Annotated in this window: 22 protein-coding genes, 1 tRNA gene and 1 riboswitch; of the genes, 14 read left to right on the forward strand and 9 right to left on the reverse strand. The window is 59.2% G+C overall.

Going from position 1 to position 18,121, the window contains the following annotated elements; genetic code table 11:
* The first annotated feature begins 20 nt into the window (after nucleotides 1-20).
* Nucleotides 21-1,988: a ribonuclease catalytic domain-containing protein gene (locus SynMINOS11_RS06215; protein WP_186550565.1), complete on the forward strand. Its 1,968-nt coding sequence runs from the start codon at nucleotides 21-23 to the stop codon at nucleotides 1,986-1,988.
* On the opposite strand, the gene SynMINOS11_RS06220 is transcribed toward SynMINOS11_RS06215, so the two are convergent.
* A complete protein-coding gene (locus SynMINOS11_RS06220) occupies nucleotides 1,969-3,672 on the reverse strand; it encodes an FAD-dependent oxidoreductase (RefSeq protein WP_186550567.1) in 1,704 nt (567 codons plus the stop codon). The two genes, SynMINOS11_RS06215 and SynMINOS11_RS06220, sit on opposite strands and share 20 nt — an antisense overlap.
* Before the next feature lie 58 nt (nucleotides 3,673-3,730).
* Here SynMINOS11_RS06220 and metG point away from each other — a divergent pair, with 58 nt between their 5' ends.
* On the forward strand, nucleotides 3,731-5,263 hold the full coding sequence (gene metG, locus SynMINOS11_RS06225; RefSeq protein ID WP_186550569.1) for a methionine--tRNA ligase: 1,533 nt from the start codon (nucleotides 3,731-3,733) through the stop codon (nucleotides 5,261-5,263).
* Nucleotides 5,260-6,429 (forward strand): LPS export ABC transporter periplasmic protein LptC, encoded by a 1,170-nt coding sequence (gene lptC / locus SynMINOS11_RS06230; protein WP_186550571.1) that lies wholly within the window; start codon nucleotides 5,260-5,262, stop codon nucleotides 6,427-6,429. Before metG ends, lptC begins: the two co-directional genes overlap by 4 nt.
* Here the strand turns inward: lptC and SynMINOS11_RS06235 are convergent.
* Nucleotides 6,329-7,036 (reverse strand): cofactor assembly of complex C subunit B, encoded by a 708-nt coding sequence (locus tag SynMINOS11_RS06235; protein ID WP_083831715.1) that lies wholly within the window; start codon nucleotides 7,034-7,036, stop codon nucleotides 6,329-6,331. The two genes, lptC and SynMINOS11_RS06235, sit on opposite strands and share 101 nt — an antisense overlap.
* 75 nt (nucleotides 7,037-7,111) lie before the next feature.
* On the opposite strand from SynMINOS11_RS06235, the gene SynMINOS11_RS06240 reads away from it, so the two are divergent.
* The 7 genes from SynMINOS11_RS06240 to SynMINOS11_RS06270 all read left to right on the forward strand — a co-directional run bounded on the left by SynMINOS11_RS06240 (nucleotide 7,112) and on the right by SynMINOS11_RS06270 (nucleotide 11,542).
* Nucleotides 7,112-7,528 (forward strand): tellurite resistance TerB family protein, encoded by a 417-nt coding sequence (locus SynMINOS11_RS06240; protein ID WP_043736879.1) that lies wholly within the window; start codon nucleotides 7,112-7,114, stop codon nucleotides 7,526-7,528.
* A gap of 32 nt (nucleotides 7,529-7,560) precedes the next feature.
* Nucleotides 7,561-8,217 carry a photosystem II repair protein Psb32 gene (gene psb32, locus SynMINOS11_RS06245; protein ID WP_255445522.1) on the forward strand — a complete coding sequence of 219 codons (657 nt, stop codon included), beginning with the start codon at nucleotides 7,561-7,563 and terminating at the stop codon, nucleotides 8,215-8,217.
* A 36-nt stretch (nucleotides 8,218-8,253) separates the two neighbouring features.
* Nucleotides 8,254-9,393: a proton extrusion protein PcxA gene (gene pxcA, locus SynMINOS11_RS06250; protein WP_011935650.1), complete on the forward strand. Its 1,140-nt coding sequence runs from the start codon at nucleotides 8,254-8,256 to the stop codon at nucleotides 9,391-9,393.
* Nucleotides 9,386-9,949: a bifunctional adenosylcobinamide kinase/adenosylcobinamide-phosphate guanylyltransferase gene (locus SynMINOS11_RS06255; RefSeq protein WP_255445523.1), complete on the forward strand. Its 564-nt coding sequence runs from the start codon at nucleotides 9,386-9,388 to the stop codon at nucleotides 9,947-9,949. The genes pxcA and SynMINOS11_RS06255 overlap by 8 nt, the downstream gene beginning before the upstream one ends.
* A gap of 3 nt (nucleotides 9,950-9,952) precedes the next feature.
* On the forward strand, nucleotides 9,953-10,411 hold the full coding sequence (locus SynMINOS11_RS06260; protein WP_186550577.1) for a tRNA (cytidine(34)-2'-O)-methyltransferase: 459 nt from the start codon (nucleotides 9,953-9,955) through the stop codon (nucleotides 10,409-10,411).
* A gap of 120 nt (nucleotides 10,412-10,531) precedes the next feature.
* Nucleotides 10,532-11,443 (forward strand): M23 family metallopeptidase, encoded by a 912-nt coding sequence (locus tag SynMINOS11_RS06265; protein WP_255445524.1) that lies wholly within the window; start codon nucleotides 10,532-10,534, stop codon nucleotides 11,441-11,443.
* A 25-nt stretch (nucleotides 11,444-11,468) separates the two neighbouring features.
* Nucleotides 11,469-11,542: transfer RNA gene (locus SynMINOS11_RS06270), tRNA-Met, on the forward strand.
* Between the two features lie 27 nt (nucleotides 11,543-11,569).
* Here the strand turns inward: SynMINOS11_RS06270 and SynMINOS11_RS06275 are convergent.
* Nucleotides 11,570-11,824, reverse strand: a complete 255-nt coding sequence (locus SynMINOS11_RS06275; protein WP_083831745.1) for a hypothetical protein — start codon at nucleotides 11,822-11,824, stop codon at nucleotides 11,570-11,572.
* Between the two features lie 138 nt (nucleotides 11,825-11,962).
* Here SynMINOS11_RS06275 and SynMINOS11_RS06280 point away from each other — a divergent pair, with 138 nt between their 5' ends.
* Complete coding sequence (locus SynMINOS11_RS06280; protein WP_011935655.1) at nucleotides 11,963-12,562, forward strand: peroxiredoxin; 600 nt, start codon at nucleotides 11,963-11,965, stop codon at nucleotides 12,560-12,562.
* Here the strand turns inward: SynMINOS11_RS06280 and SynMINOS11_RS06285 are convergent.
* From SynMINOS11_RS06285 to purS, 3 genes are read right to left on the reverse strand one after another with little or no spacing between them, the layout of a single operon-like run.
* A complete protein-coding gene (locus tag SynMINOS11_RS06285; RefSeq protein WP_186550579.1) occupies nucleotides 12,555-13,508 on the reverse strand; it encodes a S66 peptidase family protein in 954 nt (317 codons plus the stop codon). The two genes, SynMINOS11_RS06280 and SynMINOS11_RS06285, sit on opposite strands and share 8 nt — an antisense overlap.
* A complete protein-coding gene (gene purQ / locus SynMINOS11_RS06290) occupies nucleotides 13,505-14,158 on the reverse strand; it encodes a phosphoribosylformylglycinamidine synthase subunit PurQ (protein WP_011935657.1) in 654 nt (217 codons plus the stop codon). Before purQ ends, SynMINOS11_RS06285 begins: the two co-directional genes overlap by 4 nt.
* Nucleotides 14,155-14,415: a phosphoribosylformylglycinamidine synthase subunit PurS gene (purS, locus tag SynMINOS11_RS06295; RefSeq protein WP_043738043.1), complete on the reverse strand. Its 261-nt coding sequence runs from the start codon at nucleotides 14,413-14,415 to the stop codon at nucleotides 14,155-14,157. The genes purQ and purS overlap by 4 nt, the downstream gene beginning before the upstream one ends.
* Before the next feature lie 89 nt (nucleotides 14,416-14,504).
* On the opposite strand from purS, the gene SynMINOS11_RS06300 reads away from it, so the two are divergent.
* Nucleotides 14,505-14,801 (forward strand): hypothetical protein, encoded by a 297-nt coding sequence (locus tag SynMINOS11_RS06300; protein WP_011935659.1) that lies wholly within the window; start codon nucleotides 14,505-14,507, stop codon nucleotides 14,799-14,801.
* Here the strand turns inward: SynMINOS11_RS06300 and cobW are convergent.
* The 3 genes from cobW to SynMINOS11_RS06315 form a co-directional block, all read right to left on the reverse strand.
* Nucleotides 14,798-15,847, reverse strand: a complete 1,050-nt coding sequence (cobW, locus tag SynMINOS11_RS06305; protein ID WP_186550581.1) for a cobalamin biosynthesis protein CobW — start codon at nucleotides 15,845-15,847, stop codon at nucleotides 14,798-14,800. The genes SynMINOS11_RS06300 and cobW overlap by 4 nt on opposite strands.
* A 2-nt stretch (nucleotides 15,848-15,849) precedes the next feature.
* Entirely contained in the window at nucleotides 15,850-16,428 is a 579-nt protein-coding gene (locus tag SynMINOS11_RS06310) for a HupE/UreJ family protein (protein WP_011935661.1), read from the reverse strand.
* A 23-nt stretch (nucleotides 16,429-16,451) separates the two neighbouring features.
* Nucleotides 16,452-16,590: riboswitch (cobalamin riboswitch) on the reverse strand.
* A 9-nt stretch (nucleotides 16,591-16,599) separates the two neighbouring features.
* Nucleotides 16,600-17,094 (reverse strand): pentapeptide repeat-containing protein, encoded by a 495-nt coding sequence (locus tag SynMINOS11_RS06315; protein ID WP_011935662.1) that lies wholly within the window; start codon nucleotides 17,092-17,094, stop codon nucleotides 16,600-16,602.
* A 35-nt stretch (nucleotides 17,095-17,129) separates the two neighbouring features.
* On the opposite strand from SynMINOS11_RS06315, the gene upp reads away from it, so the two are divergent.
* Together upp and SynMINOS11_RS06325 are read left to right on the forward strand one after the other, a co-directional pair.
* Entirely contained in the window at nucleotides 17,130-17,801 is a 672-nt protein-coding gene (upp, locus tag SynMINOS11_RS06320) for a uracil phosphoribosyltransferase (RefSeq protein ID WP_011935663.1), read from the forward strand.
* A gap of 19 nt (nucleotides 17,802-17,820) precedes the next feature.
* Nucleotides 17,821-18,102, forward strand: coding sequence for a hypothetical protein (locus tag SynMINOS11_RS06325; RefSeq protein ID WP_043736883.1), 282 nt, complete (start codon nucleotides 17,821-17,823; stop codon nucleotides 18,100-18,102).
* Nucleotides 18,103-18,121 lie beyond the last annotated feature (19 nt).

Genomic DNA, 18,121 nt, shown 5'->3' on the forward strand with positions numbered 1-18,121 from the left:
CCATCCAGCCAGGTGATCTGGTGGGTGTTTGCGACGACCGCAAACAACCCCGCCTGGCTCTCCTCGAAGCCCTGTCCAACGGCAGGGCTTCGTTGCGTTATGCCGCCGCTAGTGGCCAGCAGCAGCGCCCTGTGCCGCTGAAGCAGGTTGAACTGATCGTTCCCCTCAGTGCCAGCAGCAGCAGCGACCTGGCCCATGCCCTGTCCGCCACCAGCAGCAGCTCCACTGAACTGGCCCTGGCCTGGATGGAGTCGCAGCAACAGCAATCACCGGCTCAGAGCTACTCGCTGGCGTCTTTGGGTCAACTGCTGCGCAACGACCCCACACCACAACAGCTGGCGGCTCTGTGGCTGTCCTTACAGGGCCCGCAAGATTTGTGGCGTTGGAAAGCGGGGTTGGCCACAGCCCGCAGCAGCTCAGAGCTGCGGCAACTGCGCCGCAGCCGCCGATCCCAACAACTCGAGCAAGCAGGCCGGCAAGGGCTGCTCGATGCGATAGCAGCCCGCAGACCAATCACGGCCCTCGTGGGTTCGAAGCCGGCCCAGGAGCTTTTGCGGGGGCTCAAGCAACTCGCTGGCGCTGAGAAGCCAGAGGAGGTGAGCCTGGCCCCTGAACTCCACCAAGCCTTGCAACGGGCTGGATACGACGGTTCAGCCCAGGTGTTGCAGCAGGTGTTGGTGGACCTGGGTTTGCTGCAACCAGGGCAGCCCTTGCGGTTGCTGGGATCAGCATGGGAGAGCAACTCCGAGGTGGAGTTGCCAACAGCCCAGATCGATCCACAGCGCAGAGATCTGACCCATCTGAGCTGTTTCAGCATCGACAGTGCCTCCACCCAAGAGGTGGATGACGCCATTGGATTGGAGCGCCGCGACGGAGACCTCTGGATTTGGGTCCACATCGCTGATCCCCATCAATGGCTGGAGCCGGGAGATCGTCTGGATCTTGAGGCCCAGCGCCGGGGCTCAACGCTTTATCTCAGTGGCGGGGCCATGCCGATGTTCCCGATGGCCGTGGCGCGTGACTGCATGAGCTTGCGGCCCATGCGCCGCTGCGGCGCCTTGAGTGTGGGCGTCCTGCTCGATGCCGACGGCGCCATCACCGCGGTCGAACCTTGCCGCAGTTGGGTGAAGGTCTCCTATGGGCTCACCTATGAGGATGCCGATGACTTAATCGAGCTGGCTCCGCCTGAGGATCCTGATCTGGCGGAATTGGCGGAGCTCCTCAAACGCCGCACAGCCTGGCGCGAACAACAGGGAGCGCTGCTGATGGAGCAGGCCGAAGGTCGTTTGTTCCGCTACGGCGCGGCTGAACTCGCGCTCGAGATCACCGAACCCGGCCTAGCCCGCTCCTGCGTCAGCGAAGCCATGATTCTCGCTGGTGCAGCCATGGCCGAATGGTCGAGCCAACACGAGTTAGCGATGCCCTTTCGGGTGCAAGCCGGATCCAGTCAGGACAATGCAGAGGCCAACCAATGGCCCCAAGGCCCAGTGCGTTGGGCCCAGCAGCGACGGGGGCTGAGCCGCAGCCGCTTGCAAAGCAAAGCTGAGCCCCATGGCTCACTGGGTCTGCCGATGTACCTGCAGTGGACGTCCCCGATCCGCCGCTACGGCGATTTATTGGCTCACCGCCAGTGGTTGCAATTCAGTGGACACCTTGAGGGCGAACCGCTCGACGCTGAAGCCATCGGCGCGCTACTGCAGCGCTTGGATCAAGGTCAACGGGAGGCGAGTTTGATTGCACGGCAAGACCAACGCATGGCCCTGTTGGAATGGCTGGCCGGACCTATCCCGCAATGGCCGCAGCCAGCGACCCTGCTGAGCTGGCTGCGGGAAGACAACGGCATCGCTCTGGTGCGGTTGGAGGCCTGGGCCATGGAGTTGCCGGCCCAAATTGAAGCCGGACTGGGGCTTGGCGATCAGCTCTTCATCCAGCTGGAGCGGGTTGATCCCGCCAGCGACCTGCTGCGTCTTAAGGGCATAGCCGGTTAACCCGCCACCAGGGTCCAAAGGGATTGGCAGAACCCTCCAGATCCAGCCAGCGTCCGTGTTGATCAGGCAGGACCTGCTGCACCTGCGGCTCGAGGGTGATCAGGGATAGGCGCTGCCCAGATTCGGTATCGCCCCACCAACGCTCACCGTCAATCTGAATCAACAACCGTTGCTGCTGGCTGGCTGGTTCGTGTGGAGCCGTGGCGGGTTGATGCTGAGTGGACTCTCCATCGAGCCGATCCAGCTGCAGCTGAGCCCAGTCGGGCTGATGCCACGGCATCTCAGGGCACGGAACAACACCCGAGGGGGCCACCGGATCATTCAGCAGCTGCCGCTGCAGCTCGGACACCGGCAGCTCAGCCACAGCAAGGCGCTGCTGCACGCAGAGCGCGGCCGCTTGACCAGCGGCTTGTCCAACCAAGAGCAGCAATGGGCCCATCCGGGTCGCCCCATTGGCCATGTGGCTCACGCTGATGGATTTATCAGCCATCAACAAATTGCTGATCTCAGGGGTGTACAGCGCACCAAAGGGGATCACAAATGGCGTTCCGCTGCGGCGCCCACCCCAGGCCATGGATTTATCCGCCAAGGGCCACTCACGTTCGCCGTAGTGGTGGTCATTGGCGTAGTTCCCAATGGCGATCGCTTGTTGTTGGTGTTCAGCATTGGGGGAGTGCGGCAGCAAGTCCTGCTCAATCACCGTGGTGGCCCCTATCAAGCGGCGCCCCTCACGCCAGTAGGGCTGAAAGGCCAAGGCCTCTCCAGCAAAGGCTGATGCAGGCTGCAGCTGCGGGCCACAAGCGGCTTGCAGTTGAGCCAGGAAAGCCTCGCTGTGCTGACGCAGGCCTGTGAGCTGCTCTCGCTGGCGCTGGGCATCCCCGCTGAACACCGCCCCTGGATCAACAGGCCAGTCGTTGCCGTGCAAGGGCCAATTCAGCATCAATTGCTGGCCTGGGAGTCGGCCATAACTCAGCAGTTGGGGCAGTGAAAAACGATCAGCGCAGCCTTTGAAGAGTGCGCTGAAGGGCTCGACCGGCTGCTCTGGTGGAGTCCAAGGCCCTTGCCACTGTCCATGGATCACCCAGGTGGGTGATTGCACCGGTTCGCGCTCAAAAAAAGGAGCCTTCAGTGCCTCAGCTGAGGGGGCGCTGGGCTCACCCCACTGCTGCTGGGAATCCCAACCCAAACGGTGGGGAATGTCTGCCAACGCCAAGCTGTCGCCGAGCTCGCTGCCATCAACGAGCACATCGAAACTGATGGTGATCGGTTCCCCATTGCGCTGCAGAACGGCCTTGCTCAGCTGATCACCATTGCGCTCCAGGCTCAACACTTCAACGCCCGACCACCAGCTCAGGCGGCGAGCTTCACGGATCCAGCGCTGCAGGATCGATTCAGCTTGTTGCGGGCGGAACCCAAAGCAACTGACCCAGTTGTGATCGAGCCCGTCGGGTAGTTCAAGACGCAACTGACGCAGCAAGGCACCCCAAAGTCCGCTCTGCCAGGCACTCAGCTCATTGCCATCGGGGGCCGACACACCACCACTGGTGATCATTCCGCCGGTCCAGGGGCCGGGTGTCACCAGAAGTGTTTCAACGCCAGAGCGGGCGCATTGGAGCGCGGCGCCACAGCCACCAATGCCGCCACCTATGACCAGAACGGGGACGTGGCCCTGCTGAAAAGCCATCGCTGCACTGAACTGAGATCATCATGCTGACGGGCGCAGCCTCAGTAAGATCGCGTTGATGACAAGCACACTCACCACTCCTCTTTATTACGTCAACGACAAGCCCCACATCGGCAGTGTTTACACCACGTTGGCAGTCGATACTCTGGCCCGTTTTAAGCGACTTAGCGGCGAGAATGTGGTGTTCATCACGGGATGCGATGAACACGGTCAAAAGATTCAACGAACCGCTGAATCAGCGGGGATTGATCCTCAGCAACATTGCGACCAAATCAGCAGCACCTTTGCATCGGTGTGGTCGCAGTGGCAGATCAGCAATGATCGTTTCATACGCACCACAGATCCCCGCCACCAATCGATTGTTGAGCAGTTCTTCGCCCGAGTCGAAGCCAACGGCGACATTATTGAAGGCCGGCAACAAGGCTGGTATTGCGTTGCCTGTGAAGAATACAAAGATGATCCGAAAGAGGCCCAATCACCCCACTGCCCGATTCACCAGAAACCCTTGGGATGGCGTGATGAGGCCAACCTGTTCTTCCGGCTGAGTCGTTACCAAAACGCCATTGAAAAGCTCATTGCAACCGAGGGCTTCATTCGCCCAGCCAGCCGGCGCAAAGAAGTTGAAAATTTTGTTGCCAACGGCCTTCGAGATTTCTCCATTTCCCGGCGCAACGTGAGCTGGGGTCTGCCTGTCCCTGGTCATGACGGGCACACCTTCTACGTCTGGTTTGACGCCCTGTTGGGCTACATCACAGCCCTTCTAGAGCCTGATCAGCCAGCCACGCTGGATCAAGCCCTCAGTAATGGCTGGCCAGCCCAATTGCACGTTATTGGCAAAGACATCTTGCGCTTCCACGCTGTGTATTGGCCCGCCATGTGTTTATCCGCTGGGATTGATTTGCCAACAGGGGTTTTTGGCCATGGCTTCCTCACCCGGGAAGGTCAAAAAATGGGCAAGTCCATGGGGAATTCCATTGACCCTACCCGTTTGCTTCAGCTCTGCGGCCGCGATGCTGTGCGCTGGTACCTGCTGCGCGACATCCAATTTGGCGACGATGGCGATATCCAGCAGCAGCGCCTCTTGGATCTGGTCAACAACGATCTGGCCAACACCATCGGCAATCTGGTGAATCGCTCCATCTCGATGGCGCGTAAATGGTTTGAGGGTGTTCCATCACTGCCTCAAGAGCTCCCCAGCAACCATCCCCTCAAGCAAGCCGCACAAGCCGCGGTGGCTGATGTGGCGAGCTACTACCAAGAGCTCAGGTTCCATGCTGTGGCCGAACAGGCGCTGCAGTTGGCCATTGCCGCCAACGGTTACCTCAGTGATCAAGCTCCTTGGAAGGCCATCAAAGATCCAGCCAACCGCGATCAAGTGGCCGCTGACTTGTATGCGGTGTTGGAAGCCAGCCGCGTGGTGGGTGTTGTGCTGCAACCGCTCTTGCCCGAGTTCAGTGAACGGCTCTTGCAGCAGCTCAATGCACCCTCAGGGGATTGGAACGAGCTTTTGAATTGGGGGCAGCTCACGCCAGGCCCATTGGATGCACCATCCCCGCTGCTGCAACGCTTGGAGCTGGAGGAGCCAATTTGAAGGTCTTTGCTCTAGGCGCGGGAGCGGGGCTGCTCTGTTTGCTGTTGCATGGATGCGTCGGTGTGTCGCAAAGTCCAGAGCCAGCGAAACCGTTTCAGTTCCGTAGCCTCACACTTCGGCAAAACGATGAGGCTGGTGAGCCCCTTTGGGAGTTACGCAGCCCCCGCAGCCGATATCAACTCGACAACCGCCAAGCGGTTGTGACCGCTCCAGTGGGGGTGCTTTATCGAAAAGGGGAGCCCGCCTATCGGCTGAGTGCACCCAAAGGGTTATTAATCCGCGATGGCGAGCAAGTCGAACTGATTGATGGCGTTCACCTTCGGGCCTTGGATGGCAGTGGGTTGGTGATCACAGGCAACCGTGCTGTATGGACACCCAATGACGATCTTTTGGTCTTGCAAGGTTCTCCCAAGGCTGAGGATCCACAGCAACTGCTCACCGCAAAGCACGCTCAGTTCGATTCCAAACTCGAACAACTTCAGTTGCGCGACAACTTGGTCTTGAGACGCTGGAACAAAGGTCAATCGCACCGTGAGCCAGCAACTTTGCTGTTGCGTAGCCCAGAAGCTGACTGGAATCTCAAATCTGGCGCTTTGACCGTGGCAGGTCCTGTCAAAGGAGTGCAGCGGCCCGAGGCCAACCGGCAACGGTTGTTGTCGGCCTCCGCATTGACCGGCAATACAACCGAGAACTGGATTGACTTTGAGGCTCCCGTCACAGTCGATGAAGCCGCCGAAGGCTTGACATTGCGAGCCGGTAAAACCCGTTGGTGGACCCAAGACAACCGCCTGAGCTCAAGCGCACCGGCTCAGGGAACCTTCAAAAAGCTCACAGCCAGTGGTGGCGGATTTGAGCTGTGGGATCAGCGCAAGGAACTCTTGCTCACGAGCGATTGCCAGCTGCAACAGCCTGATCAATCGTTAAACGCCAAACAGTGCCGTTGGAATTGGGACACCGGTGAATTGATGGCCCGAGGTTCCGTTGAGCTGCGGCGTGAACAACTCAATCAACTCACGCGAGCGGAAGTCATGCAGGGCTTCACGGGTGAGGATGGGCAGATTCGCTTCACAGCTCCTGGTTCTCGGGTGCAGACGAGGCTCGAGTTTGATCAGCCTGATTCAGCTGAGCCATCGGATCGCAATCAAGCTGCTCCAGTGCAGTTCTGAGCTTTTCAGCCACGCCTTTGATCCAGATCTCATCGCTGCGGCTGAAACAACGCACAGACCAGCCCGCCACCAAAAGCCATCCCCTGGCGCCTAGGGGTTCGACCACAACCGCTGGAGTGTTCTCAGGGAAGTAAGCAAATTCGCTGCGGCCTGGATACAAGGTCAAATTGACCAGGCCAACGGTTTGCTGTTGCTCTCGGGCCCGTTGGACGATGGGCCCCGGCTCAAATGGCTTGGAGGTCAACACACCGCGCCGCATCAATTCGTTCTGATCCCAAACGAGCAACACACTCGCTGCTGGAGTTGCTTTGAGCAATTGATGGCTGGCCCAGGCCAGCTCCAGCCGAATGCCTTCAGGCAACCCTTCATTGAGCTCAAAGCCCTGGGGTCCTTCCAAGCTGACGCGTTCGCGGGTGGTGGGATTGGCCCGGGTCCACAACACCGCCACCAACATCAGTCCAACAGCCATCACACCAGCGAGCACCGATGCGCGTTGAAAGATCGGCAGTGCGCTGCCCAAATCAACGGGGATCAGCAGGGAGTTGATAACAACGAGCAGCAAGCCAACGACACCACAGCCAAGAACCACGCGGGCTTGTGATGGCATGGACCTCATGGCTTTGCTGCAAGGCTGCCATTCCACCGCGCTTTGGCTGAAATAGGGGCAACTCCCGCTGATGCGATGACCCCGGAACAGGCTTTCGCTGCAATTTGTCTGGCTGCTGTGGCCAGTGATGGGGTGGTGGGTCGCGATGAGGCCCGAAGCCTGCGGATTGAGTTGGAGTTTCGAACCCCCTATGTGGGCATGGATGAAGCCACCATGGCGGGGTTGTTTGACGATCTGCTGGAGCTCTGGAGGAGCGAGGGCACCGAAGCCTTGGTCGCCAAAGCAGCCCCCTGCCTGAATCAGGTGCAGCGTGAAACCGCTTTGGCGGTGGCGATTCAATTGGTCCGCGCCGATCGAATCATTGAGCCTGAAGAACTCAAATTCATTGATCAGCTCGCCGGCCATTTGGCCCTACCCGAGACAATGAGCCAGCAGATCATCACGGTGATGGACATCTTGCACCGTGACGCTTTGGCCATGGCGGGCGAATGAAGGGCAGACTGGGCAGCGATTGCCTGGGGGTCATGGCTCGTCTTTTGCCGCTATTGCTTATGCTCGTCAGCTTGGCGCTGCCTGCCTTGCCGGCTTTGGCTGTTGCTCCCGCAGACTTTCCAGCCGCCGCACCCGAGGGCCACGTGTTGGATTCAGCTGATGTGCTGAGCCGGGCCTCCACTGGTGAATTGGGTGCACGCTTAGCCAACTTTGAGAGCGATCACATCAACGCGAATTTGGTGACGGTTAAGCGTCTCGACTACAACGTTGACCTTGATTCGTTTGCCTCTGAGCTGCTCAGCCGCTGGCACGGTTCCGACGATGACAGTGATCTGTTGATCGCGATTGATTCAGGCGCAAACGCAGCTCGTATTGCTGCCGACCCCACCCTGTTGCAGCGTTTGCCCAATGCGCTGCTTGAGAGCACAGCCGATGAAACGATGTCGGTAGCCCTGCGCGATGGTGGCCGTTACCGCCAGGCCACGATTGATGCCCTCTCCCGACTGGAAACGGTCTTAGCTGGTCAAGAAGATCCCGGTCCTCCCGAACTGATTGAGCAAGTGGCCGTTGTGAGCAATGTCCCAACCAAGGAAGAGACCGAAGAGAGCAATGCCTTGATTTGGGTGGCCGTGCTGTTGGTTTTGGGAACGCTTGTGCCGATGGCCACTTGGTGGGTGTTCTCTCGCTGAACCTCGGCATCATGGGCTGACGCCCAGTTCGACGGCATGGGACTGAATGACTGGCTTGGCACCTTTGCCAAGGCCGAAGGACTGGATTTGAGTAGCGATTTGGAGCAGGCCTATGAGGCTGCTCTGATGATCCAAGGCTTAGAGCTCGAATATTTCAACGACCGCCCTGTTCGCACCGATGTCAATTTGGGTTTGCCGCAAGCAACCCAAACGCAGATCTTTCGCCGCTTTCGCTCGGCACTGGAGATTTGCCGTGCCCTGCTCTCATCGATTGAGCGCCAGCGCGCCCAGCTCGACAGCCAGGAACTGCGGCAGCTGCAGCTGATTGAGTCGGTGGTGCGGCGCTATCGCAGCAAAGACGGTCAAACCCTGTTTCAACGCCCGGACCCTCTACCCCGCAGTCTGCTTGGGGTGTTTGATCGGGTTCGCAATCAATTGGATCCAGAAGCCGAAGCCAATGTGGTGGCTGGTTTCCGGCGCCGGCGTGATTCCACGTTGGTGTCGCTGCGGATCCTGCTGTTGATGATTTTGGTGCCACTGCTGTTGCAGCAGATTTCGCGCACCTATGTGATCTCACCCTTGGTGGATCGCATTGCCCCTGATATTCCTTTCCTCAGTTACACCAAGCCACGGCTGCAGCAATCTGCGGTGGCCAGCCTGCGGGAATACAAAGCTGAGATCGAATTTGCAGCCCTACTGGAGGGAGAAGACAGCCCATCGGTGGAAGAGCTGCGCCAAAAGCTCACGCTCAAAGCAGCCGAGCTGAAAGATGAGGCGGACTCCGAGAGCACCACAGCGATCAAAAACGTGCTCGCCGATGTGGTGGCCACCATCGGCTTTGTGTTGGTTTGCCTGTTTGGCCGCGATGAAATCCGTGTGCTGCGCGGCTTTTTTGACGAGGTTGTCTACGGCCTCAGCGATAACGCCAAGGCATTTGTGATCATCCTGTTCACCGACATTTTCGTTGGTTTCCACAGCCCAGAGGGTTGGACTGTGCTCCTGCAGGGAATCTCTTCTCACCTGGGGATTCCAGCTGAAGAGCAATTCATTGATCTGTTCATCGCCACCTTCCCGGTGATCCTGGCGACGATCTTCAAGTACTGGATCTTCCGCTACCTCAACCGCGTGTCGCCGTCCTCTGTGACAACCCTGCGCGGCATGAATGGTGGTGGCTAATCACCTGTTGATCACCGGTCCATCGCGCGGCGGCAAAAGTGAATGGGCGGAACAGCGCATCCGCGAGATGGCTGGTGCAGCCGCAATCACCTATCTCGCCACCGGACCCACACTCCCCGATGACGCTGCCTGGCAACAGCGCCTGAGCCGTCACCGCCAGCGGCGCCCAGAGCATTGGCGTTTGAAGGAAGCTTCTTCCATTTCAGCAGTGAGCCAGCTGTTCCAGCAGGGCAGCGACTGCCAGGAGGACTTCGTTTTATTGGACTCCCTCGGTGGACTTGTGGCCTCAGCCCTTGAGCTCGAGGAGGAGTGCTGGCTGGAGTTGCAGGCTGCCTTTCTGATGGCTCTCGAAAAACGATCAACCCCTGTGGTGTTGGTGGCTGAGGAAGTGGGCTGGGGCGTGGTTCCGACAACCGCCATCGGCGGACGCTTTCGCGATCGCAATGGAAGCCTGACCCGGCAGTGTGAGCAACTCTGCTCGGAAAGTTGGCTCGTGGCAGCTGGACGCGCCTTGCCTCTCCATCAGCTCGCACAACGCCTCAATCCCGCACCCTGAGTCATGCCTCAGATCGTTTTGGTGGAGCCTGAGATTCCGCCCAATACCGGCAATATCGCCCGCACCTGCGCGTCCACAGAGACCCCCCTCCACCTGGTGGAACCCTTGGGCTTTGAGATCAATGATCGCCAGTTGAAGCGTGCTGGTTTGGATTACTGGCCCCACGTTCCCTTGGTGCAACACTCCAGCTGGGGAGTTTTTTTGAAGCACCATCAGCATCATTCAGGACGCTTGTTGGGTTTCAGCCGCCATGCCAGCCGCTCCTACCTGGAGATTGATTATCGAGCAGACGACTGGCTGATTTTCGGTTGTGAAACCAAAGGATTAGCCCCTGAAGTCCAAGCCAATTGCGATGACCTCCTTCTGATTCCGATGACGTGTTCAGCGGTGAGAAGCCTGAATTTGTCTGTGGCTGCAGCGGTTGTGCTATTTGAATCTCGTCGCCAATTAATAAACGGTTAAAGCATCTGTTTATCTAATGATCGGTGGATTTCATCCCACCTCACCCTTGATCATTTACCTACGGACAGGTAATTTACGCCCGATCCCGCCTGAGGGGATTGGTTCTCAGTCATTTTTTGCGTGAAGCCAAGCACCCTTTTCGTTCTGGGCACCTGCAGCTCACCCGTGGTGTTGGCCATGGCTGCTGGTTTTCCAAGTCGAAGCGATGATCTGGTGATTCCCGAGCTGCCCCCCCTGGTGGCTGCAGCTCCGGCCTCTGTCTCCACCCTTTGGGTGAAGACCTTGGAGAAAGTCAGTGTGATGGATCTCGCTGAGCAAGTGGAGATGGAGCCAATTCGTTTGGCCCAGCTCAATGGTCTCAGCGCCCTCGACAATTTTGAAGCTCAGCAGTGGGTCGCCCTGCCTGAGTCACTTGAGTCATCACTGTTTTTAGTGGCCTCTCTCGACGCCAATTCGGCCCAAGACGCCAAACCCGATTCCTTCGCCGATGACAACCTGGCGGCCAAGATGAAGCGGCTTGGAAAGCTGGTGAGCCAGTCGACCCTGCCCCCAGTCCACGCCCGCCAAACCCTCGCCATCGTGCCTGGCATGAGCGGCGGCTTGAGTTGGCCTGAACTCCCTGATTTCGGGCAGCTGCGCCGGCCACAGCTCTCCGGTTTCATTTGGCCTGCGAAAGGCACGCTCACCTCTGGCTATGGCTGGCGCTGGGGCCGCATGCACCGCGGCATTGATGTCGCCAACAGCGTCGGCACCCCCATCATTGCGGCCGCCGATGGCAAGGTTGTGTTCTCCGGTTGGAGTTCAGGCGGCTACGGCTACCTGGTTGAGTTGGCCCACACCGATGGCAGCAAAACCCGCTATGCCCACAACAGCGCCTTGCTGGTGAAGAAGGGCCAAAGCGTTCGCCAGGGAACCGCGATCGCACGGATGGGAAGCACCGGCAGAAGCACTGGTCCTCACCTGCATTTTGAAATCATCAAGCCCGGCCTTGGAGCCGTGAACCCTGTCAGTCACCTGAGCCGTCGGGGCTGACGATCCCGTACACTCATTCGCTCAAGGCTCGGTAGCTCAGCTGGTTAGAGCACAGCATTCATAACGCTGGGGTCGGGAGTTCAAGTCTCCCCCGAGCCATTGCCTTGTTCTCAATCAACCTCAGTTTCAGCGCATTTCGATCGCGTTGAGCCGATCACGGAAGCTGCTTCCCACCGCATTGTCGCGGGGCTCACTGCGACGTGCAGGTGCGTTGCGATTTTGATAAGCCACGCTCTGCGGACGAACCTCCACAGTCTTGGAGTTACGCGCCTGCTGCTCTTGGTTTGAGGTTGGCTTGGACCGAACAATGGGATCCTTCTTCAGCTCATTGCGGAGTTGATTCAGAAGCCGGAAGTGACCGGTGTTGTTGTACTTGCGCATGAGCGCTTGATCCCAGGCCAAAAACCCACAGCAATTCCTACCCAGACTAAGCCGCAGGAGCGGGGCAATTGTGATAGCTTAGGGATGCTTAAACGGAATGAATCCGCTTAAGCAGCTGTTAATTCTCTGCCTTTCTCCATGACCACCGGCGTCTTCCGCGTTGGCCTGCAGGCCCCCGATTTCACCGCCACCGCAGTGGTTGACCAAGAGTTCAAGGACATCTCCCTATCCCAGTACCGCGGCAAGTACGTGGTGCTGTTCTTTTACCCCCTCGATTTCACCTTTGTCTGCCCAACGGAGATCACAGCGTTCTCCGATCGCTACGACGCCTTCAAAGCACTGAACACCGAAGTGCTGGGTGTCTCCGTCGACAGCCAGTTCAGTCACCTGGCCTGGATCCAAACTGAGCGCAAGCAAGGTGGTCTTGGCGACATTGCCTACCCACTGGTTGCTGACCTCAAAAAGGAGATTGCTAGCGCCTACAACGTCCTCGATGAAGCCGAAGGCGTTGCCCTACGCGGTTTGTTCATCATCAATCCCGAGGGTGTGGTCCAGCACGCCACCGTCAACAACCTGCCGGTGGGCCGCAACGTGGAGGAAACCCTGCGTGTGCTTCAGGCCTTCCAGCACGTTGAGGCCAACCCCGACGAGGTCTGCCCCGCCAACTGGACGCCTGGTGAGCGCACCATGAACCCTGATCCGGTCGGAAGCAAGGACTTCTTCGCTGCTGTCAACTGAGCAGCGACAGGGTTCCAGCTTCAGCGTCCAAACGAGCCCTCCTGCCTAGCGGGAGGGCTTTATTTGGTCGTCCATGACCCACTGGCAGGCCCTGGACAATCGGAATACCAAGATCACCCAAGCGGTCTTCCAAGACGTCCGCCAAGCTCAAATCGCCGGGAAGCACATCCTCAGGAATCCAACGGAAGTGTCCCAAGCCGATGCCAGCGAGGTTCTGCAATAAACCGGCGGTGCGCCACTGGGTGAGCATCCGGTCGATTCGGTAGGGCGCTTCTCCAACGTCCTCCAGCACAAGGATCGTGCCATCCAGTGATGGCATCCAAGGGGTTCCAATCAGGTGGGTACCAACGGTGAGGTTGGTGACCACAAGCTCTCCCTCCGCAACACCATCACGCAACGGTTGCCCGGTGAGCGGCCCGACGGCCTCTCCCATCAACAGCTGGCGCACCCGTTCGTCTTTCCAGCCATGAATTCCGCCCCGTCCGCCTGCTGCTAACTGGGCAAGAAGCAGGGCACAGTTATCGGAAAACCCCACGCACCAACGTGGCGTTGGACCAGGGTCAAAGCCAGCCTCGAGGCTGCGGGCCGCTCCCCAGCCCCCGGCAATGCAAACAACACCGTCAGCTCCAGGATCACGCCAGGCTTGCTGCAACAGGGCTGCGCGATCTGGGTCGCTGGCTGAGAAATAGGTCCATTGCCCCAAGCTCTGCTTAGGGATGACGAGATCCAACCCCCAGTCTTGATAGAGCCGCTGCCATCCACGATCCCCCTGCAAGGTGTCGGGATCAACCCAGGTGCCAGGAGCCACGCCGATCAAGCGATCACCCAAGCGCAATGGCGCAGGCCAAGCCGACGGGCTCGATTGCACAGGTGTCGGCAAGCCTGTTGCGGTGAGCGCAGCCCCAAAACCGAGACTGGCCAAAATCTGGCGACGGTTGAGCTTCATCCCAGCAGAGACTGCAGCAACCGTTGACCATCGATGCCCCCCAGCAGGGGATCGGTCGCTCGCTCAGGGTGGGGCATCAATCCAAGAACATTGCCACGGCGGTTGCAAACGCCGGCTACATCAAGGATGGAGCCATTGGGGTTGTGCCCGTAGCGCAGCACCAGCTGACCATGCTGCTCCAGCTCGCTCAAGGTGTCGGCCTGGCATTGGTAGCGGCCTTCACCGTGGGCAATTGGAAATTGCACACGCTCCTGGTCCCCATAGCCCTTCAGGAGATGGCAGGAGCCGGGGCTCACGACCAACTCACAGGGCTCACAGATGAAATGGAGGTTTTGGTTGCGCGTGAGGGCGCCCGGCAACAGGCCCATCTCCGTGAGCACCTGAAACCCATTGCAAATGCCCAACACAGGACCGCCATCGGCGGCAAAAGCGTGGACGGCATGAAGGAGTGGAGACAGGCTCGCCAAAGCACCACAGCGCAGGTAATCGCCGTAGCTGAAACCACCGGGGAGCACCACCGCCTGGATGTCTTCCAGGCTGGTGGTGTCATGCCAAAGAAACCGGCAGGGCAGATCGAGGATTCCGCTCAGGGCCCAGGCCATGTCCCGATCACAGTTGGACCCTGGGAAAACAACAATGCCGACGGTCACGCTTGGAGTTCCTCCAGGCTGATGCTCCAGTTTTCCGTCACAGGGTTGGCCAGCAAGCGATCACAGAGAACTCCCACCTGCGCTTCCGCTTGTTTGGCATCAGGCGCTTCGAGGCTGAGAACGATGGCCTTACCAATGCGCAAGCTTTGGAGTCCTTCCACGCCTAAACGGGCCGCAGCCGATCGGGTGGCTTCACCAGCTGGATCGAGAACCGAAGGACGCAGCTGCACTTCGACACGAGCTTGATAACGGGGCAAAGCGAACAAGCAATCGCAACGATCTTCGCAGTTGCTGCTGCCAAATCTTTTTTTGATGGGCATGGTGAAAAAAACGCCCCCACGCCCCGTTGGCCAAGGCCCTGCTGCTGCTACTGACCATTGGCATGGCCGTGCCTGGCCTCGCCCAGGAATGTCGTGGCAAAGATGGAGCTTGGCAGCAGTGTTCCTTGGACTGGATCGATCCAGGCCGCCGCTGGGATCTGCGCTTGCCTAATGAGCACTGGCAAATCAGCCACGACGGCAGTGGTTCCATGCAAATTCGCGAAGCTGGGGGCCAGTGGGTTCCGGCGCAAGCGCGCTGGCAGGAGCCAGGGGTGTTGTGCTGGGGAGAGCTCTGTGCCCGTGGGCCCTTGCCCCTCGATTAAGCCTGCAGGGAAGCGAGTTGCGCCGCCAAGCGGCTCTGATCGGGTGAACGGCCAATCAACACCAGGTTGAGCTGGTCGCTGCTGGCTTGGTCCGCTTCAAACCAACAATCCAGTCGCCGGCCAACGGCTTGCACCTGCAGCGGCAACACTTTGCCGGCAATGGGAATCCGTCCCTTAAGCCGCAACAAACCCATGGTTTCAATGGCGCCTGTCAAAACGCTCTCAAGACCCTCCTGCTGCCAACGACCCTTTAGCTGCAGGCTGGCGGAGAGCAGCTCTGGGTGGTGGTGATCGTGGTGGTGGTGATGATCATCATGGGATTCGGGCTCAGGGTCCGCCGCCTCATGACGACTCAAACCAAGTAACAACTCCGGATCCACCCGGCCGTGGCTGATCGGCAGGCTCATCACGCCAGGGAAGTGGGCACGCGACTCAAGCTGCTGGGCCGCCAAGCGCTGCTGCTCATCAGAGAGCCGATCGGCCCGGCTAATCAGCACAAGATCAGCTTGTTCCAGCTGCTCGTCAAACAGCTCATCAATGCTGTCGTCGTGATCCAGGCTGGGGTCATCAGCCCGTTGCTGCTCCAGCAGATTCACATCGGCCACAACCTCGCCGCGAGCCAAGGCTTCGCCATCCACCACCGTCACCACCCCGCTGACGCGGGTGCGATGGCGAATTTCCGGCCATTGGAAGGCCTGTAGCAGGGGCTCCGGCAAAGCCAACCCACTGGTCTCAATCACGATCCCATCGAGCTGATCGGCTTGCTCAAGCACCGCTTCCATCGTGGGAAGAAAGTCGTCTTGAACGGTGCAACAGAGGCAGCCATTGGCCAATTCCACGATGGTTGGAGCAGAGACCGACTCGTCCTCATCGCACACCTGACAGCTTTTAAGCAGCTGTCCATCAATGCCAACCTCGCCAAACTCATTAACCAGCACAGCCAGCCGTTGCTGCGATTGCCGCAAGAGTTCACGCAAAACCGTGGTTTTGCCAGCACCAAGGAACCCGGTGACCACCGTCACCGGTAAACGGGTTGTGGACGCCACGCTCAGGCCACCAGCAACGACCAGCTGAAGGCACAGCCAATGCCAATCCAGATCCCAGCGGCCAAGCGCAGGCCCTGATCACCGATCAGGCGAACCACCGGATCAGAGAAGCGGCGCACCAACAAAAGCATCACAGCTTGAGCCACAAAGAGACCGATGAAATAAGCCACCAGGGGCGTGGGCTCGGCGCCAACGATGGTTCCCCCAAGCATCACGCCATGCAGCGCAAAGGCGGGGTACAACCAACCGGTGGAAAGGGTGCCAAGGATGACCAAGCCTTCCACCACCAGAGACAGTGACACCAGCGCTTCGGTGGGCAGAACCAAGGCCTCAGGGATCACCACAACCTGAGCTAAGGCCGCGCCGAGCAAACCAACGGCGAGCAGGGTTGGAATCCAGCGGCGGGGTTGATCCCAACCCACCAGCATCAAAGCTGCCAAAAACAAAAGATGGTCGGGGCCCAACAAGGGATGACCCACACCACTGAGGAAACCTTGAAGAGGAGAGAGGCTGATCTCCTCCATTCCGAATGGATGGTGCGCCAACACCGTTGGTAGGAACCCAAGCAGGGAATCAATCATCCAGAAGATCCGGTCCGCGCCGGGGAAGTGGGGAGGTTCCGGCGGGCGTTCTGACTCACCCCTTGGGGTTCACAGCTGCGGGACAGCGCCGGATTCACACCGGACTTTCCCCCTTTCCTTCCCGAGCTGATCCCAAGGGAAACCGGATCCTGAAATTACCATCGCCGTCCCCTAGCCACAGCCCAAGCTGTCAGCTGTGGAGAGACCGGAACGTTCGTTGACTCCAGTGGCTCTGGCACAGAGCTGCTTGATCTGCGGTAGATCGAGCACGGCATTGGTGAAATCAGCACCGTCGATCGTGGCGTCGGTGAATTTGCTTTGCAGCAACATGCCGTTATCGAGCCTGGCCTGGCTCAGGTCAGCCCGGTCAAAACGGCTGGAGAAGGCCACCACATCACGCAGATCGGCCCCGGAGAAATTGGAATCCTGCAATTGCGTGGTGTTGAACACCGTGCCGCGTAGGTCGCTATCGGAAAAATCCGTTCCCTCCAAATCCATCTTCAGAAACTCCTTCTGCTGAAGGTTTCGGCCGTGCATGTCACTGGAGAGGTCTTGCATCGACTTCGCCCCTCGCAGCTCTGGAGCTGTGATGGCAGCAGCGGCTCCAGGCCACTGCAAGAGCAACACCAACAACATCGCGGTGGCCGACAGCAAAAAGCGCCGCATGAATCCCCGTAGGCTTGGCGCACAAGCTAGGTGAAATGCCATCCTCCTTTCGTGTGGTGGTGCCCCCCCATCCCTTGGTGGCCCACTGGCTCACAGTGCTGCGCGACAAGCAAACCCCCTCGCCGTTGTTCGCAACAGCGATGAAAGAGCTGGGCCGCTGGCTCACCTATGAGGCGGCCCGCGATTGGTTGCCCCAGCGCAACATCACGGTTGAAACGCCTTTAGCCAGTTGTGAAGGCCAAGTGATGGACCCCACAACCCCGGTGCTCGCCATCCCAATCCTGCGCGCTGGTTTGGGACTCTGGGCTGGCGGGCAAGACGTTCTGCCCCATGCGCGGGTTGCCCATATGGGTGTGGTGCGTGATGAGGCAACGGCGCAGGCCAGCAGCTATCTCGACCGCATGCCCAAGCGCATTGGCGAGCGGGTGGGCGTGATGGTGTTCGATCCGATGGTCGCCACTGGTGGCAGCTTGGCGATGGTGCTCCGCCAACTCAAGGAGCTTGGGGTGCATGGATCGCGTCTGCGGGTGATCACCGCTCTGGCCTCCTCACCAGGGCTCAAAAGCCTGGCTGAGGAATTTCAGGACCTCACCCTCTACACCGGTTGCATTGATGCCGAACTCGATGAACGGAACTACATCGTGCCTGGACTAGGCGATGCGGGCGATCGTCTTTACGGCACAGAGTCGGAGGACTTCCTAGCCTGATAGGGACAACGTTTTGAGCATGGCTGAACAAAACAGCAGCTCCGCATCGCTTCTTCTCAGCGCGCTCACCGGTGCGGCGGTTGGCGCTGCAGGTCTGACCTGGTGGCTGTTGTCCCGCGCTGAGCGTCGCCAGGCCCTTGGAGATCAGTTCAAGCGTCTTGGCCTCAACGGCGCTCCAACCAACGGCTCGTCAGCTCAAGGCTCACCAGAAAATCTCGAGCAAAAGGTGAACCGCCTCAACCTGGCGATCGAGGATGTGCGCCGTCAGCTGGAGAGCATGGCTCCTGAGAGCAGCAACTGAGAGGATCGTGCAAACCGCA

The sequence above is a fragment of the Synechococcus sp. Minos11 genome, assembly GCF_014279855.1.
Classification (GTDB): Bacteria; Cyanobacteriota; Cyanobacteriia; order PCC-6307; family Cyanobiaceae; genus RCC307.